Annotated in this window: 14 protein-coding genes; 4 read left to right on the top strand and 10 right to left on the bottom strand. The window is 62.1% G+C overall.

The annotated features are described in order from the left end of the window. Positions 1-9 precede the first annotated feature (9 nt). From U5A65_RS10375 to U5A65_RS10350, 6 genes are read right to left on the bottom strand one after another with little or no spacing between them, the layout of a single operon-like run. A complete protein-coding gene (locus U5A65_RS10375; protein ID WP_321946446.1) occupies positions 10-1,287 on the bottom strand; it encodes a DUF445 domain-containing protein in 1,278 nt (425 codons plus the stop codon). Between the two features lie 5 nt (positions 1,288-1,292). After that, positions 1,293-2,135 carry a poly(3-hydroxyalkanoate) depolymerase gene (gene phaZ, locus U5A65_RS10370; RefSeq protein ID WP_321946220.1) on the bottom strand — a complete coding sequence of 281 codons (843 nt, stop codon included), beginning with the start codon at positions 2,133-2,135 and terminating at the stop codon, positions 1,293-1,295. Positions 2,136-2,194: 59 nt separating this feature from the next. After that, positions 2,195-2,617 carry a TIGR01841 family phasin gene (locus U5A65_RS10365; RefSeq protein WP_321933698.1) on the bottom strand — a complete coding sequence of 141 codons (423 nt, stop codon included), beginning with the start codon at positions 2,615-2,617 and terminating at the stop codon, positions 2,195-2,197. Between the two features lie 54 nt (positions 2,618-2,671). Next, positions 2,672-4,378, bottom strand: a complete 1,707-nt coding sequence (locus U5A65_RS10360; RefSeq protein WP_321946219.1) for an alpha/beta fold hydrolase — start codon at positions 4,376-4,378, stop codon at positions 2,672-2,674. 34 nt (positions 4,379-4,412) lie between these two features. Then, entirely contained in the window at positions 4,413-4,877 is a 465-nt protein-coding gene (locus tag U5A65_RS10355) for a MaoC family dehydratase (RefSeq protein ID WP_321909561.1), read from the bottom strand. A 30-nt stretch (positions 4,878-4,907) separates the two neighbouring features. Next, entirely contained in the window at positions 4,908-6,554 is a 1,647-nt protein-coding gene (locus tag U5A65_RS10350; protein WP_321946218.1) for a fatty acid--CoA ligase, read from the bottom strand. A 273-nt stretch (positions 6,555-6,827) separates the two neighbouring features. On the opposite strand from U5A65_RS10350, the gene U5A65_RS10345 reads away from it, so the two are divergent. The 3 genes from U5A65_RS10345 (at position 6,828) to U5A65_RS10335 (ending at position 8,956) form a co-directional block, all read left to right on the top strand. Then, positions 6,828-7,250, top strand: a complete 423-nt coding sequence (locus U5A65_RS10345) for a tautomerase family protein (protein WP_321946217.1) — start codon at positions 6,828-6,830, stop codon at positions 7,248-7,250. Between the two features lie 66 nt (positions 7,251-7,316). After that, complete coding sequence (locus tag U5A65_RS10340) at positions 7,317-8,123, top strand: acetoacetate decarboxylase family protein (protein WP_321946216.1); 807 nt, start codon at positions 7,317-7,319, stop codon at positions 8,121-8,123. A gap of 137 nt (positions 8,124-8,260) precedes the next feature. Beyond that, entirely contained in the window at positions 8,261-8,956 is a 696-nt protein-coding gene (locus U5A65_RS10335; RefSeq protein WP_321909567.1) for a Crp/Fnr family transcriptional regulator, read from the top strand. A 48-nt stretch (positions 8,957-9,004) separates the two neighbouring features. Here the strand turns inward: U5A65_RS10335 and U5A65_RS10330 are convergent, their stop codons facing one another. The 3 genes from U5A65_RS10330 to U5A65_RS10320 all read right to left on the bottom strand — a co-directional run bounded on the left by U5A65_RS10330 (position 9,005) and on the right by U5A65_RS10320 (position 14,297). Next, positions 9,005-10,189 carry a porin gene (locus U5A65_RS10330; protein WP_321909568.1) on the bottom strand — a complete coding sequence of 395 codons (1,185 nt, stop codon included), beginning with the start codon at positions 10,187-10,189 and terminating at the stop codon, positions 9,005-9,007. A gap of 244 nt (positions 10,190-10,433) precedes the next feature. After that, positions 10,434-12,101 carry a long-chain-fatty-acid--CoA ligase gene (locus U5A65_RS10325; RefSeq protein ID WP_321933707.1) on the bottom strand — a complete coding sequence of 556 codons (1,668 nt, stop codon included), beginning with the start codon at positions 12,099-12,101 and terminating at the stop codon, positions 10,434-10,436. A 66-nt stretch (positions 12,102-12,167) separates the two neighbouring features. Next, the gene (locus U5A65_RS10320; RefSeq protein WP_321946215.1) at positions 12,168-14,297 is read right to left on the bottom strand and encodes an alpha/beta hydrolase fold domain-containing protein; all 2,130 of its coding nucleotides are present in this window, start codon (positions 14,295-14,297) and stop codon (positions 12,168-12,170) included. 63 nt (positions 14,298-14,360) lie between these two features. Here U5A65_RS10320 and U5A65_RS10315 point away from each other — a divergent pair, with 63 nt between their 5' ends. Further along, positions 14,361-15,062, top strand: coding sequence for a TetR/AcrR family transcriptional regulator (locus tag U5A65_RS10315; protein ID WP_321946214.1), 702 nt, complete (start codon positions 14,361-14,363; stop codon positions 15,060-15,062). Here U5A65_RS10315 and U5A65_RS10310 read toward each other — a convergent pair. Then, positions 15,059-16,297: an acyl-CoA dehydrogenase family protein gene (locus U5A65_RS10310; RefSeq protein ID WP_321909576.1), complete on the bottom strand. Its 1,239-nt coding sequence runs from the start codon at positions 16,295-16,297 to the stop codon at positions 15,059-15,061. The two genes, U5A65_RS10315 and U5A65_RS10310, sit on opposite strands and share 4 nt — an antisense overlap. Positions 16,298-16,338: the final 41 nt, after the last annotated feature.

Below are 16,338 nucleotides of genomic sequence, written 5' to 3'. Positions count from 1 at the left end.
GTCGCGTCATCACATTGCGACGAGTACGCACGCGTGTATCAGCACGCCCACGAGCCCGCCTACGAACGTGCCGTTGATCCGGATGAACTGCAGATCGCGGCCGATTTCCGCTTCGAACTTGCCGCTGACCTCTTGCGCGTCCCATCCCTTCACGACGTCGGTGATCAATCCCGAAAGCTGATGCCGATAGCGCAACACCAGCATCCGCGCAATCTCCAGCCACCACGCATTGAGCTTGTTCTGCATTGCGCTAGCGCTGACCATGGTCTTGCCAAAGGAGGTCAACGCGCCGGCGATCATGTCGCGCGCGACCGACTGCTCGCTCGCGGCGTCGGCGGCAACGCGCGCGCGAACGCGGTCGAGCAGGAGGCGATAATAGTCGCCCGCTTTGAAGTGGCGAATGCAGTCGCGCAGCAAGAGTCTGCCGAATCTGCGGTATTGAGCCGCCGTTTGCAGGTCGCGCGACAACTCAGCCACGGCCGCATCGAATTGACGGCGCAGTTCGTGATCGGGATTCGCCGCCACTTCGTGGACCAGCGCGACCACGCCCTCGACGAACTTGTTGACGATATAGGTGTCGAGCGGCGCGGGCGTGAACCGCGATGCCTCGTTGAATTTCGCCTTGATCATGCCGACGTTGGCCGTAAGCCACCGTTCGACAGCGTCCAGCCCTCGATCGAGCAGCGGCTGATGGCGATTGCCTTCAGTCAGGACACCCAGGATCTGCCCTGCTACGCGCGACACATCGAGTGCGCGCAATTGTGGCAGGAGCAGTCGATCGAACAGATCTTCGACGTCCGACTCGTCGATACGCTCCAGCAAGCGCGGAAGCGACTCGACCACGACATCGGCAATCGTCGAACTGTTCTCCTTTTCGGCAAGCCACATGGCCAGCGCGCGTGCCGCGTTGTATTCACTCAAGCGCCCCACCACGAGTTCCGTGGTCAGGAAATTCTGCTCGACGAAGTTTCCCAGGCTTTCCGCAATGCGCGCCTGGTTTCGGGGAATGATGGCGGTATGCGGCATGGCGATGCCAAGCGGATGGCGGAACAACGCGACCACCGCATACCAGTCCGCGACCGCGCCTACGGTGCCCGCTTCGGCAAACGCGCGCACCCATGCAAGCCACGGATGGCTCGCCTGCCAGGCAATACTCACAACGAGCAAGGCGATCATCGCCGCGAGCAAACAGGTGGCCGTCGTGCGCATGCGCTTGAGCCGAGCCACTTTGATGCTCACGGGCGCGCGCACGTTCACACCATCAACGCGCTCGCTATCGTCGGTCACCGAACTCAACTCGCCTCCTGCTCGAGAAACGCTTTCACCAGCGGAGCGATTTCCTTTGCGCGCGTAATCAGAAACAGGTGACCGTCGTCGATCACATGGAGCGTCGCGTCGCGAATGCGCGCGGCGAGAATCTTTGCATTGGTGAGCGGCACGATCGGGTCGTCGTTGCCATGTATCACCAGGGTTTTTTGGCGCAGCGCGCCGAGCCACGGCAGGCTCGTCCAGCCCGACGCGGCCAGCAGTTGATACAGATAACCACGGCCGCGCGGCGCCTGGATATGGCGGCTGTGTTCTTCGAGCAGCGCGGCATCGCGCCGGTAGGCGCCGCCGTATATCTCGGCGCCAACCTGCTTCAGATAAGCCGGGTCTGTATATCGCCGCGGCCCAACCAGCTTCGACAGCACCGAAAGCCGCGCGGGCACCATGATCACCCCCGGCGACGTCGCGGCGAGTATCAGCCGGCGGCACCGCCTTGGGTAAAGGTGCGCGAACTGCTGCGCGAGCGCCCCGCCCCACGACACGCCCAGCACATCGACAGGACCCGCATAGCCGAGCCGCGTGAGCAGCTTGTCGGACAATACGGCGAGCGTCGAGAAGCGGTACGGAATGAGGGGCGCGGGCGAGCCGCCAACGCCCGGCACGTCGAAAACGATCACGGTGATGTCTTCGAGCGCATCAACGAAAGGCTCGACCAGTTCGAGATTGGCGCCAATGCCATTGAACAACAGCAGCGGCGGGCACGCATCGCGGCCGCGACGCACACCGACGCGCAACCACTGACCATCCAGATCGATCATCTGAATTTGCATGGCGTCGACTACCTCTGGGCTCGTTCGTGTATCGGTCATCCGGTTTTTCCCCTGGCTCGGCAATTCGTTTTCGTTGTGGATCGTGGCGGCTCGCTATATCACTTCTTCGGCTGCATCAGCGCCTTGATCTCCTCTACATGCTCCGCAAGGCGCTTCGTGACGACCGCGATGCTGTCGGTCTGGGCGCGATACGCCGCATCCGCGAGTTCCTGCATGTCGATGAACGCCTTTTGCAGCGCGTCCTTCACGCCCTCGCCAGCGCTTGCGACGCTTTCGCTTCCAGGCGTCGACAAACGCGTCACCAGCGACTGCAGTTCGGTCATCTTCGAGCGGAGAATCTCCACCTGCTTTTGACCGAGTTGCTGCACGCCGGCGAGCGCGGTCATGTTGGCCTCGGTGAGCGCCTCGACGTCCTTGCGACGCGATTCGAGGAACGCGCTCACATCCACGCCCGGCAGCTTGAACTGCGAGATGAGCTTCGTATATTCAGCGAAAATGCCGTTGGTGTTGGTCGTTGCCATGATTGAATCTCCTGATTGAATCGAATAAACGCTTAAGTAGCGGGTTGAAAATCGTTAGTCTTGCAAAACATACTTGCCGGGCGCACTTGCCGTTGCTGGGTGCTTTTTGCTGCCGTTCGCTGCCGGCGCGGCGCGCTTCTCGCCTGAGCGGGCCACGAGCCAGTCGCGCCAGTTGTTCCACCACGAATCCTTCTCGGCCTGTGCGTTGTCGAGCCACGCATCGGAATTGGCGGGCAACGAAGGATTGAGGAAATACTTCGCTTTCGGATTGCCGGGCGGATTGATCAGGCTTTGAATATGCCCGCTCGAACTCAGCACAAAGCGGGTCTCGCCGCCAAAGCGCCGGGCGGTGTTATAAACGCCCTTCCACGGCGTGATATGGTCGGTCATACCCGCCACCACGTACTTGTCGCAATTCACCTCGGACAAGTCGATAGGCGTGCCCAACACCGTCAGCGCGCCGGGCTTGCTGAACAGATTCCCGGTGAAAATGTCGAGCAGTTCGCCGTGGAATTTCGCCGGTAAGCGCGTCGTGTCGTTGTTCCAGTAAAGGATGTCGAACGCCGGCGGCGCGTTACCGAGCAGGTAGTTGTTGACCCAGTAGTTCCACACCAGATCGTTGGGGCGCATCCACGCGAACACGCGGCCCATTTCTTCGCCGGCCAGCACGCCGCGCGAAATGCTGTGCTGCTTGGCGGCCGCCACGGCCTCGGGCGTCGCAAAGAGGCCAAGCTGGGAATCGGCCGTGTTGTCGAGCACGGCAACCATCAGCGTGGTGGCGTTGACTGTCTTCTCGCCGCGGGCCGCCAGGTGGCCGAGCAAGGCCGAAATCGTCATCGCGCCAGAGCACGCGCCGTGCAGATTGATATCTTCGCTGCCGGTGATTTCACGCACGGCCGTAATGGCCTCGATCAGCGCAGTGACGTATGTGTCGAGGTCCCAATGGCTTTGCGCCGCGGTCGGGTTGCGCCAGCTGACCACGAACACCTGCAGTTCGTTGTCGAGCAGATAGTTGACGATGCTCTTACCTTCGGACAGATCGAAAATATAGAACTTGTTGATCTGCGGAGGCACGATCAGCTGCGGCCGGCTATAGACCTGCTGCGTCGTGGGCGAGTATTGAATCAGTTCCAGCAATTCATTGCGAAACACCACCGAACCTTTCGAAGTCCCGAGGTTCTTCCCCACTTCGAATGCTGTCTTGTTTACCTGCGCCGGCATGCCCTGATTCTTGAGCATGTCCGTCACGGCATTGTTGAAGCCGTCCAGCAAGCTGATTCCGCCCGAATCGACCACCTTCTTGAGCGCAGCCGGGTTGCCCAGCAGCGTGTTGGTCGGCGAGGCCGCATCGGTAATGAGCGAGACCACGAACTTCGCGCGCTCCCGGCTGTTCGCGTCGAGCCCCGAGCGCTCCACGAAACCGGCAAGCGAGTCGCGCCACGCGAGATAGCCTTGCAGCGTCATGCGATACATCGGGTTGTCCTGCCACGCCGTATCCGTAAAGCGTTTGTCGCCTTGTGGCGACGCAGCCTTGGAGCTGCCCGAAACGATGCTGAATATCTCGCGCGCCAGCGCCATTTCCTGCTCCATCACGAGCGCCGGCTGTCGCATTGCCTGAGCACCGATCTGCTGCACGGCCGCGAAGATATCGCAGGGGCGCAGCCCGACGAACGGATTGGGGCCCGGCAGGGCTTGCTCGACCGAAGCGGCCAAAGCCTTCGCGTTCTCGCTTTGCTGGGGCATTTCACGGGTTACCGCCATTTTCGACTCCTCAATAGTCTCTTTTCGTCGCGTATCACGCAATCAGCATTGCGAGGGTTTGCGCGACCAACGCGGGCTTGTCTTCGCCCTCGATCTCCAGCGTGTTCATCGTCTTGACGAGCACGCGGCCTCCTCCCTTGTTCTCCGCCGACTCGAGCGTGACGCGGTTGCGCACGCGCGCCCCAGCCTTAACGGGCGTCATGAAGCGCACCTTGTCGAGCCCGTAGTTCAGTCCCGCCGCCGCATCCTTGGGGACGATGCCGATTTCCATCGCAAGGCTCGCCAGCAGCGACAACGTCAGGTAGCCGTGGGCGATGGTTCCGCCGAAAGGGCTCTCGCGCCTCGCACGCTCCACATCCACATGGATCCACTGCCGGTCGCCGGTGCACGCTGCGAACGCGTCGATACGTTCCTGATCGACGAGAACCCAATCCGATACGCCCAGTTCCTGGCCCACAAAGTCGCCGAGCGTCTCGACGCGGTAATTTTCCAGACTCATCGCTTCCACTCCTCGCATGTTCCCGACCATTCAGGCGATCTGCTCGCGCAGCGCTTTCTTGTTGACCTTGCCGACGCTCGTTCGCGCCAGCGTCTCGACGAACTTGACGGTCTGCGGCACCGCATACTTCGAGATCCGTCCTGATGTCGTGAACGACAGCACGTGCTGCTTGATGTCTTCCTCCGTCACCGCCGCGCCTTCCTTGAGCACCACGAGCGCGACTGGCCGTTCTCCCCACTTCTCATCCTTGATGCCGATAACGGCGACTTCCGAAACGCCGTCGTACTGCGAAATCAGGTTTTCGATTTCCAGCGACGACACCCACTCGCCGCCCGACTTGATGACGTCCTTCAAGCGATCGGTAATCTGCACGTTGCCGGTCGGGTCGATATTGGCGATATCCTGCGTATGCAGATAACCGCCCGCCCAAAGTTGCTCGCTCGCCTCGGGATTCTTCAGATAGCCTTGCGTGAGCCACGGCGCACGCGCGACGATCTCGCCCGTGGATTTCCCGTCATGCGCAAGATCGGTCATCTCGTCGTCCACCACGCGCAGATCGACGAGCGGCACCGGCAGCCCGGTTTTGCACCGCAGGCGAATCTGCTCGTCGGCATCCAGCTTTTCGGCGCCCGGCGGCAATTGCGCGAGGCTCAGCACCGGACAGGTTTCGGACATGCCATAACCGGCGAACACGTCGATGCCGCGCGCCACTGCCGAAGCGGCCAGGCCCTGCGGCAACGCGCTGCCGCCAATAATCACTTTCCACTTGCTGAAGTCGGTTGCCTTCGCCTCGGCGCACGTAAGCAGCATGTGCAGGATCGTGCCCACGCAATGCGAGAAGGTCACGCCTTCGTCCTCGATGAGTCTCGCAAGACGCTCCGGCACATAGCGGCCCGGATAAACCTGCTTCACGCCCATTACCGTGGCGATATAAGGCATGCCCCATGCGTGGACATGAAACATGGGGGTGAGCGGCATATACACGTCGCCGCGATGAAAGCGTTGACCGGCAATCGGCGCTGCGAGCGCCGCCATGAGCGAGATGGTGTGCAACACCAGCTGCCGATGCGTGAAGTAGACGCCCTTCGGCAAACCGGTCGTGCCGGTCGTATAGAACGTCGTGGCGCGCGTGTTTTCGTCGAACTCCGGGAAGTCGTAGCTCGTGCTGTTTGCGGCCAGCATCGCCTCGTATTCGTTCGAGAACGCAATCGTATGGGCCGGCGCTTCGCTGCCCGGCTCGTCGATCCACACAAACTTGCGCACGGTTTCGAGCTGATCCTTGATGGACTCGACTACGGGAATGAAATCAGTGTGTACGAACAGGACTTCAGCGCCAGCGTGATTGATCGTATAAGCGATCTCCGCCGGAGACAGACGCACGTTCACGGTCTGCAGCACCGCACCCATCATCGGGATAGCGAAGTAACTCTCGAGATAACGGTGACTGTCCCAGTCCATCACCGCGACCGTGCTGCCGTATTCCACGCCGAGCTGGGCAAGACCGTTGGCGAGGCGCGCAATGCGCTCGCGAAGGGTCGCATAGCTCATGCGCACCTGGCCGCGATAGACGATCTCCTGCTCCTGTGCCTGAGCAAAGGGCGTATGCAGCAGTTGCTTGATTAACAGCGGATAAGCGTAGGCATTGCTGGCGTGAGCCGTCTTCACGTCGTCCGACATTGATATCTCCTGGGTTCCTGAACATGGATCGCATGAACGCCGATGCTTTGTTTTTCGTTCTGATCGGAGCGACGTTCCGTTGAAGCAATGATCCCGGCATCGGGACGCCCGCAATATCCCCCGGATGGGGGAGCGCAGCAAATACCCCGAGATAGCCCGATAAAACGCGATTCGATGATTTGAAAATCTCATCACAGCAATTCGCTGTGATTGTTGGATGTGATCGGATGCACGCCTAAGATTTGGCGCAGCAGTCGCCAAACGGAGCTTTCCATGCCAATGACCCATGTTTCGATGCGCGCCGGCCGGCCCGCGCCATTTCGCACCGCAGTCCTGAAGAGTATTCACGAGTCGCTGCACGAGGCGCTCAGCGTTCACCCGCAAGCGTTCTTCATGACAATCACCGAGCACGAAGACGCCGACTTCCTCGCGAACACGACGTTCCCGTTCAAGCGCAGCGCGGACCTGCTGCTGGTTCAGATCACGCTGACCGCCGGCCGCAGCCCCGACGACAAGAAACGCTTCTACGAGCACCTCGTCAGCAAACTGCAAGCAACGCTCGGCGTGGACCCCGCCGATGTCTTCATCAACATCATCGAAGTGGCCAGCGAAAACTGGTCGCCCGGTAACGGGATTGCCGGCCGCAATGCGGTCATTCCCGCTGCGAATTCGTCCGCCGCTTCCACCGCCAGCTGACAGCGACGTTAGATAACCTGAAAGCCATTCTCTGGCCGCAAACCCAATCAATCTGGAGTCTTCATCATGACCAGGCCTTACGCTGTTCCTCTCTCGCCCCGTGGACTTTCGAGCATCGCGCCCCCGCCGCCGTGGCACTATTCCGGCGACTTCATCCTCGTCGAATTCTGGGCCGATCCCGCTGCGGTCGCCGCCGTGCTCCCCAAAGGTTTGAGCGCCGATCCGGCGTCGCCGGGGCATGCCACGGCCCTCTTCATCGACTGGCAATTCACCGGCAGCAACGACGAGATGCTCGACCCGGCGCGCTATCAGTACCGCGAATTTTTCATCCTCGTGGACGCGCTGCACGACGGCAAGCCGGTTTCGTATTGCCCGTACATCTTCGTGGACAACGACTCCGCGATGATGCGCGGTCTGATTCAAGGCTTCCCGAAGCGCTATGGCCAGGTGCATCAAACGCGTTCGTTCGCGGCGCCGAGCCCCGCCGCCGCACCTGTTGCCGCAGGCACGCGCTTCGCCGCCTCGGCGAGCGCCGCCGGACAGCGTCTTGCCCGCGCCGAGGTCAAGCTGGAGAAGGCCGTTGAAGACGTTTCGAAACTGGGCATTGCGGGCCGACCGGTTGTGAACCTGCGCTATTTCCCGCGCCTCGCCGCTGGCCAGCATGAAACGCCGGCCGTGAACGAACTCGTGCTCTCCGTCATGAACAACGCGCAGATCGCCGGCGTGTGGACGGGTGAAGGCAAGCTCTCGTTCCCGGTCGCCGAAGGCGAAGAGATTTCGGATCTCCAGCCTGTGCGTGTGGGCGCTGGTTTCCGCGGTTCCATGGCTTATAGCGTGACGGACCTGAAAACGCTGAGCGACAACACGAAGTAAGCGCACTAAAACAATGAGGGCCGCGGCGTGACTCCCCCGTTTGAGGGAGGTCACGCCATCTTTCGACGAATAAAATGCGGTGCATGTAAGCGGCCAGCGCCGCGCTCGAACATTGATCTGCATATTGACTGCTTCACATGGCCCTCATGATCGACACGTCCGACGAAATGCGGACCAACCAGTGGTTCAGCGCGTTACCCGCCGAAGAACAGGAAGCGCTGATCGGCAGCAGCGAACTCATGACGCTCGGCCCGGGCGAATATCTTTTCCATCGCGGCGACGCACCAAGTGCGTTCTATGGCGTCAAGAGCGGACGCCTCAAAGCCTCTACCGTTCGCGAAGACGGCAAGGAAGCGATCCTTGCCGTGATCGAACCGGGCAACTGGTTTGGGCAGACCTCGTTGACTAGCCGCCAACCGCGTCCGCGTGACGTCATTGCACTCGACCGGTCGAGCCTCTTTGTCGTGAAGGCCGCTGCCTTCGAGGAACTGATGCAGCGCAGCCACGCGTTCGTGCGCGCGATTGCGGAGTTGCAGTCGCTCCATATGAACTGGCTTTACCGCATGGTCGAAGACGCGACGCTACATTCCACGCGTGCGCGCATTGCCCGCCGCCTGCTCTCGCTCGCTGCGGGCGATGTGACACTCGCGCCGCAGTGCCGCCAGGACGTGAGCCTTTCGCAGGACACGCTCGCCATGATGCTGGGCATCACGCGCCAGACGCTTTCGCTGGAACTCAAGGCGATGGCGGAAAAAGGTGCGATCACGCTTCGGTATGGCCGCATCGAAATCTTGTCGAAAGACCTCCTCTCGTCCTTTCAGGATTACCAATGATTTCGTCCACGAGCGCCCGCTGGATTCGCGGGCGCTCATTTGGCCCGCCTAGAACAGATGCCGCAAGCCTGCCGTCACGCCAAGCTGGGTGCTGCCGAAAGCCGAACTCACTGCGTTGATGCCCTGGAACTGCGCGCCAATCATGCCGCCCCGGTACAGCGAGTAATCGACTTCGACGTACGTATCCGTGCGCTTGGACCAGTTGTAGTCGGCAAGCAGCTGGAACTGCGTCGCGTTGCCGTCACCGGACTGAGCCTTGCCGGTCTGGATCGTGCGCCACACGTTCGCCGAGAGATGCGTGGCAAAGCCGATCTGCTGGCTCACGCCACCAAAGAACATCTCTCGTGCGCTGAACGTATTGAATTTCAGCGCGGTCAATGCGGGCACGGAGAACGGGCCGTTAGGGAAATTGCCGACGAAGCCCGAGTCCTGCCGGTTGACCATCCAGCCTGCATTCACGGTGGTCGAGGCGAACGTGTACGAACCGCCCACGGCCCAAGATTTGAAGTGCTGGGACCCATTCACAGCGTCGCGCGAGTCGAGATAGGCGGCGGAAAAGGTCAGCGGCGCAGCGGGCAGATACAGAATGGACGCGCCAATCTGGCTACCCGCACCGAACTGCCCCGCCTGGCCGCCAAACGCGTACGAGACCTCGGCGGTCAGGTACTGATAGCGCACGGCGTACTTGACCATGTTGCTCGTCCATACGCCCTGGGCCATCGTGACTTCCGGCCGGAACTGATAGAACGACGGTAGCCAGCGGTTCGATATGAACGACCCCAGCACGGCGTCGGCGAACGGATTGATCTGGCGACCCATTGTCAGCTTGCCGAACGTGTTCGATTGCAGGCCGACAAACGCCGTATTGAAGAACGGATAGGCCGGGTCCATTTGCCCGTTGTTCGGAAAGAAGCGATTTTCCAGGGTGAAAATAACCTTCGTCCCGCCGCCAATGTCTTCCGCACCCTTGATGCCAAAGTGGCTTTCGCTCGCGCCGCTCAACATCTGAAACTGCGAATCGCCTGCCGGGTTCGCGTGTGTCGTATAGCGCAGGCCGGCATCGACCAGACCGTAGAGGGTCACCGACGATTGCGCAGCCGCCGATGCCGAATACAACGTAGCCGCAGAAATGGCGCCGGCCAGCACGCCCGCCGTGCGGCCTCGCGGTCTCCTTCCAACCCGGCTACTCGCCACCGAAGCGACGTTGACGGGCAATCTCCTTACCTTCCTCATTCCATGACTCCAATCTTATGTTTATGTTGTACTACGAATTAATTTGACCAGATCGACACGCGCTTTTTGCGCGAAGATGCTGGAGGTCTCCCCCGCTCAAATTCTGTTATGCCTTGTGGCGCTTTTTATCGCCTTGTCGAGGCATCGTGCCCAAGACGATAAGTTGCCCGAGAAGGCGTCGCCAAACCGTCAGAAACTTTACATTTCCGGGCGCGCGTCAATTGCAAGGAATCTTGCAGTTGGATCACGACGATTCTGGTAGGCCTTTGCGCCGGTTTTCCGCCTCCTGCAACACGCGCCACTGAACCTTGCCGCTCGCCGTGCGCGGCAAGCTATCGGCAAACGCGATCACGCGCGGAACCTTGTAGGCCGCCATGCGTTCGCGAGCCCACGCGACAATGTCGTCTTGCGTCGTACACGCACCACTGCGTAGAACGATAACGGCCTTGACGGATTCGCCCCTGCGCGCGTCGTGAGTCGCGATCACGCAGGCCTCCTGCACGGCAGGATGTTCGAACAGCATGGCCTCGACCTCGGCGGGCCACACCTTGTAGCCCGATGCGTTGATCATGCGCTTGAGCCGGTCGACAACGAAGAAGTAGCCCTCCTGATCGACATAGCCGAGATCGCCCGTGCGCAGATAGCGCCGCCCATCGATCGAAGCGAACGCGTCACGCGACGCCTGCGGCGCGTTCCAGTAGCCGTCGAACACTTGCGGCCCGCTCACGAGGATTTCGCCCGTCTCGCCTTCTCCAAGGGTCTGCAGCGAATCGGGGTCGACTACGAGCGCATAAGTGTTGAAAACGGGCACGCCCATGCATTGCGGCTTGCTGCGCGTGCGTGGGTTGATGTGCGTTGCCGCCATCGTTTCGGTGAGCCCGTAGCCCTCCACGTAGGCAATGCCCCAGCGCTTCTCGATCTCCTGCGCAACCGCCTGGGGCATCGCGGCTCCGCCTCCACTCAGATAGGTGATCGAGCCGAGGTCGAAGCTCGCGATGTCTGCGAGATTCAGCAGATCGATCACCATCGTCGGCACGGTGACCCATGTGCTCACGCGGTGGCGTTCGATCAGGTGCGCTGCGCATCTCGCGTCCCAGCGGGTCATGATCACCATCGTCGCGCCGATGAAGACCGGCATGTTCATGCAGTTCTGCATGCCCGTTACATGAAAAAGCGGCACGGAGCACAGCATCACGCTCTCACCGGGGAGTTCGGGCCACGCGCCGCAAGAAACGGTCGAATGCATCACACTGCGGTGCGTATGGATGCATCCCTTCGGGTGCCCCGTGGTGCCGGACGTATACGGAATCACCGCCAGGTCATCGGGTCCCGCTTCGTGGGCGCGCGCAACGTACGCATGAAGTAGCGCGTCGTACCAGCCGGTAATGCTGGCATCGCTTTCGGACGGCAGTGCGTTGAGCTGCGGCTCGGGGACAGTCAGGATATCGGGCAGCGGCAGATCCGTCTGCAGGTCTAAATAGTCGGCATAGCGCGCCGTCACGACATGGCCCACCTGGCGCCCCATGAGCGGCCGCACGTGCTCCAACAACTCTTCGCCAACAAACGCGACTCGCGCGCCACTGTCTTCGAAGATATGTTGCAGCTCGGCGGTCCGGTTCATCGGATTGACGGGCACGACGACCGCGTCCGCGCGCAGCACCGCGTAGAACGCGATGACGAACTGCGGACTGTTCTGCATGAAGAGCACGACGCGCTCGCCACGACGGACTCCACAATGCTGTTGCAGGAATCCCGCCATCGTCTCCACTTCGTCGCGTAATTTCCCGTAGCTCAGGGCACTGCCGTAGTAGAGAATGGCGTCCTTCTCGGGATGACGATTCGCGCAGACTTCGAGATTCGCGTAGAGCGAGGTCTGCGGTGTAGCGAGTTGACGCAATGATGTTGCCGTCATAGGCACTCCAGACATGAAACAGGATGCCTCCGCACCTGGCGCAGTGCCCGGCGCAGAGGTTTTTCTTCACTGCGGCAGCAGTTTGCGGCTCCACTGGGCGATCGCTTCGAGCGTTTCGGCGGTCTCGGGCAAGAACGGGAACAGCGTGAAGACGTGAACGGAGTCGTCCACCATCTTTAGCGTCACGTTCGCCCCGGCGGCTTTCGCGCGCTCGGCAAAGCGCGTCGTGTCGCTTTCCAGCACTTCGCCATGCACGGCCGCGAGATACACCGGCGGAAGATCCGTGAGATCGGCGAACAGCGGCGACACCATCGGGTCGGTCGGCTCGTGGCCCTGGAAGTAGCCCGCGACGAGATTGGTCAGCGTCTCGCGATTCGCGGCCGGGTCGTCGCCCGAGTTCGCTTGCACGGAAGGGCCGCTCAGCGTGAGATCCGTCATCGGGCAGACGGCGATCACGCCGGCCGGCAGCGGCAGCCCCGCGCGGCGCAGCGCCGCCGCCAGCGCGAGTGCGAGACCACCACCGGACGACTCGCCGCTCAGGAAGAGCGTGGCGGGATCGACGCCCGTGGCGAGCAGGCCGCGATACGCGCTGAATGCATCATCGATGGCCGCCGGATACGGATGCTCGGGCGCGAGGCGATAGTCGACCGTGTAGCACGGGCCGTTCAGCGCATGCGAAAGACGGCTTGCGTATTCCACGGAACTATTAGCAGAACCAAGCACATAGCCGCCGCCGTGAAAATGCAGCACGGTCGCCTGCTTCCCCGCGCCTTCCGCTGTTACGCGCAGCGAGCGCACGCCATCGAGATCGACTTCCTTCACATGGGTGCTCGCCGGTGCGGGGAATTGCCCCAGCAGGAAGCGCTCGTATGCGGCGTGCTGGCCGCGGTCGCCGCGCGCCACGTCGTCGGGCGTGAAGACGCCCTTCCAGAGATCGAATGCACGCTGGCTCTCGGCGCGCTCCATGCGCTTGCCTTCACGCGCCGCGCTCAGGCCCACCACCTCGCCCGGCGGCAATTTGGCCGCCGCGATGATGTCGTGCCCCCAGGCGAACGACCACGAAATCTCGCCCAGCGGATCGATGCGCGAAAGCCCCTTGAGCCGCCCGTTGCGCTGACGCACGCGCGCCGCGTCGGGCTCGTGCGCCCAGTCGACCACGTAGCGCGCGCCCGCCTGAATGCGCTTCGTGCGCGGCTGGCGACGCCGTTCGTATTCGAGCAGCGCATCCTGCACACCGGCGCTGCCGTGATTCTTGAGGCAAGTGGCGAGCACCCATGCGTCCTCGATCGACTGGCAGGCGCCTTGTGCGAGATACGGCACCATCGCGTGCGCGGCGTCGCCGAGCAGCGCGATGCGGCCCGTCGTCCAGCTCTCGATCGGATCGCGGTGATACATGCCGGTGATGAACGTGTTGTCCACCTGCGCCAGCATCTTCTGCACCGTCGGCTCGCAGCCCTCGAACGAGCGTCGCAGTTGCTCGACATCGCCCGACTGCGTCCACGACTCGCGGCTCACTTCGGTTGCCGGCACGGAGGCGAGAATGCTGTACAGATCCTTGCGAACCCAGTACGACACGATATTGCGGCCCACGCCAAACCAGTTGTTGCCCGCCACGGGAAGGCTCAGCCCTTCGAGCCGGTCGGCCGGGATCAGCGAGCGCCACATCAGGATATTGGCGAACTGCTTCTCCTCCGGCCCGCGCAAGGCCGTGCGTACGGCCGAATGAATGCCGTCCGCGCCGATCACCACGTCGCCGCGGATCACCTCGCCGTTCTTCAGCGTGACCCAGGCGCTGTCCTCGTCCTGCGAAACCGATTCGCACTCCGCACCAAGACGCACCACGCCCGGCGGCAACGCCTTCGCGAGCAGGTCGATCAAGTCGGCGCGGTGAATGTTGTAGAGCAACGCGCCGTAGCGCGCCTCGGCTTCCTTGCCGAGCGGCGCGTAGTAGAGGCGCCGGCCCGTCGACAACTCGAGGTAATCGAAGCCTGCCGGCACCGTCGCGACGCTCGCCACGGCGCGTTCAAGCCCCAGTTCACGCAGCACGATCGTGCCGTTGGCGGCGATCTGCACGCCCGCTCCGACCTCGGTCAGCTGCGGAGCACGCTCCAGTACAATCGGCTCGATTCCTTGATGCAACAAGGCCAGCGCCGTGGTGAGGCCGCCGATGCCGCCTCCTGCAATTACGACTTTCATGCTAAGTTTCTCCTACCGGGTTAATTAACCCAGTGTAGTTAGTTATATCGATACGGTAAAGTAATGACGACACCAGGAAAACCCCTTAGATCGGACGGCGCCGAGACGCGAACGCGCCTGAAAGAGGAGGCGCAGCGGCTGTTCGCGCTGCGCGGGCTGGAGGGGGTGTCCGTGCAGGACATCATTTCGGCGGCGGGTCAGCGCAATAGCGCCTCGCTGCGCTACTACTTCGGGAACAAGCTCGAACTGGCGCGCGAACTGGTCGTAGATGGCGCGCGCCTGATCGACGAGGACCGCCAGGCGCGGGTGGACAAGCTGGAAGCGCAAGGCGCGCCAAGCGTGCGCGCGGTATTGGGGGCGTTGCTCTTTCCCATGCTCGAACTGGCCGATCGAACGGGCCAGCCGACGTACATCCGCATGATCGCCAACCTGCAGCTGAACGATCGCGCGTTCCTGCGCGAGGCGCTGGAGAACAAGTGGAATGCGGGCTATCAGCGCTGCAATGCGCTGCTGCGGGACCTGCTGCCCGAGATCGATCCGGCGATTGTCGACCACCGGCTGTCGCTCGTCGGCATCTATGGCAATGCCGCGCTGGCCGCCTGGGAGGCAAGCCGGGACAGCGGCGAGCCGGGGCGGCTCTGGGCCCCCGGCTACGCCGTGTCGAACTTGATGGATACCTTCGAAGGCATGCTCGTTGCGCGGCCTTCGGAGGAAACGCAATCGCTGTTGGGCGAGTCCAAAAGCAATCGCGAGACAGCTCGTTAGCGCGTCAGATACGGGCTTTCTTGGCCCGGTTCATAGGGCCGCGCCTTGACCTCCATGCGCGCAATGCTCTGAAGATGCACCTCGTCCGGGCCATCGGCGAACTTCAGTGCACGCCCCCACGTCCAGCTGTCCGCGAGCGGCGTGTCGGGGCTCAGGCCCATCGCGCCGAAGGTCTGGATCGCCCGCTCGCAGACGGCGGTGTGCACGCTCGGCACGAGCGCCTTGATCATCGAGATTTCCTTGCGCGCTTCCTTCGCGCCCACGTTGTCGATCATCCACGCGGCCTTCAGCACGAAGAGCCTCGCCTGATCGATTTCGATACGCGACTTCGCGATCCATTCACCCACCGTGCCCTGCTGATAAAGCTTCTTGCCGAACGCCGTGCGCGCCTGCGCGCGTTCGATCATCAGTTCGAGCGCCAGTTCGGCGGCGCCGATCGAACGCATGCAGTGGTGAATGCGTCCCGGCCCCAAGCGCGCCTGGGCGAGCGCGAAGCCGCTGCCCTCTTCGCCAAGCAGATTCGAGCGCGGCACGCGCACGCCCTTGAATTCGATCTCACAGTGGCCTTCCGGCGCCGTGTGATTGACCACCGTGATATTGCGGATGATCGTCACGCCCGGCGTGTCGCGCGGCACGAGAACCATGCTTTGCTGACGGTGCGCGGGCGCGTCCGGGTCCGTCTTGCCCATGACGATGAAGATCTGGCAATTCGGGTGCGCGGCGTTCGTGATGAACCACTTGCGGCCATCGATCACATAGTCGTCGCCATCGAGGCGAATGGACGTGGTGATGTTGGTCGCGTCCGAGGAGGCGACCGCCGGTTCCGTCATCGCAAACGCCGAGCGGATCTTGCCGTCGAGCAGTGGCTCGAGCCACTTCTTGCGTTGCGCCGGCGTGGCGAACATGTGCAGCAACTCCATGTTGCCCGTGTCCGGCGCGTTGCAGTTGAATACTTCGGAGGCCCAGGAAACGCGCCCCATGATTTCGGCAAGCGGAGCGTACTCGAGATTGGTTAGCCGCGTGCCCGGTTCGTCGTCGCGCAGATGCGGCAGGAACAGGTTCCAGAGACCTTCCGCACGCGCCTTTTCCTTCAGTTCCTCCATGAAGGAGACGGGATATTGTCCCGCGCTCACTTCTTCATGCCATTGGTGAATGCGCGGCACGATATGCGTGTCCATGAACGCGCGCACCTGCGTGCACAGCGCTTCGACTTTCGGGCTATAGGCAAAGTCCATTTTGCTCTTCCTTCAATACGGGTGTATGTCGTGCGGCGCGA

This window comes from Paraburkholderia sp. J10-1 (assembly GCF_905220165.1).
Taxonomy (GTDB): Bacteria; Pseudomonadota; Gammaproteobacteria; order Burkholderiales; family Burkholderiaceae; genus Paraburkholderia.
The sequence above is the reverse complement of the archived record's forward strand: the minus strand, read 5'-3'. Positions and strand labels throughout refer to the sequence as shown.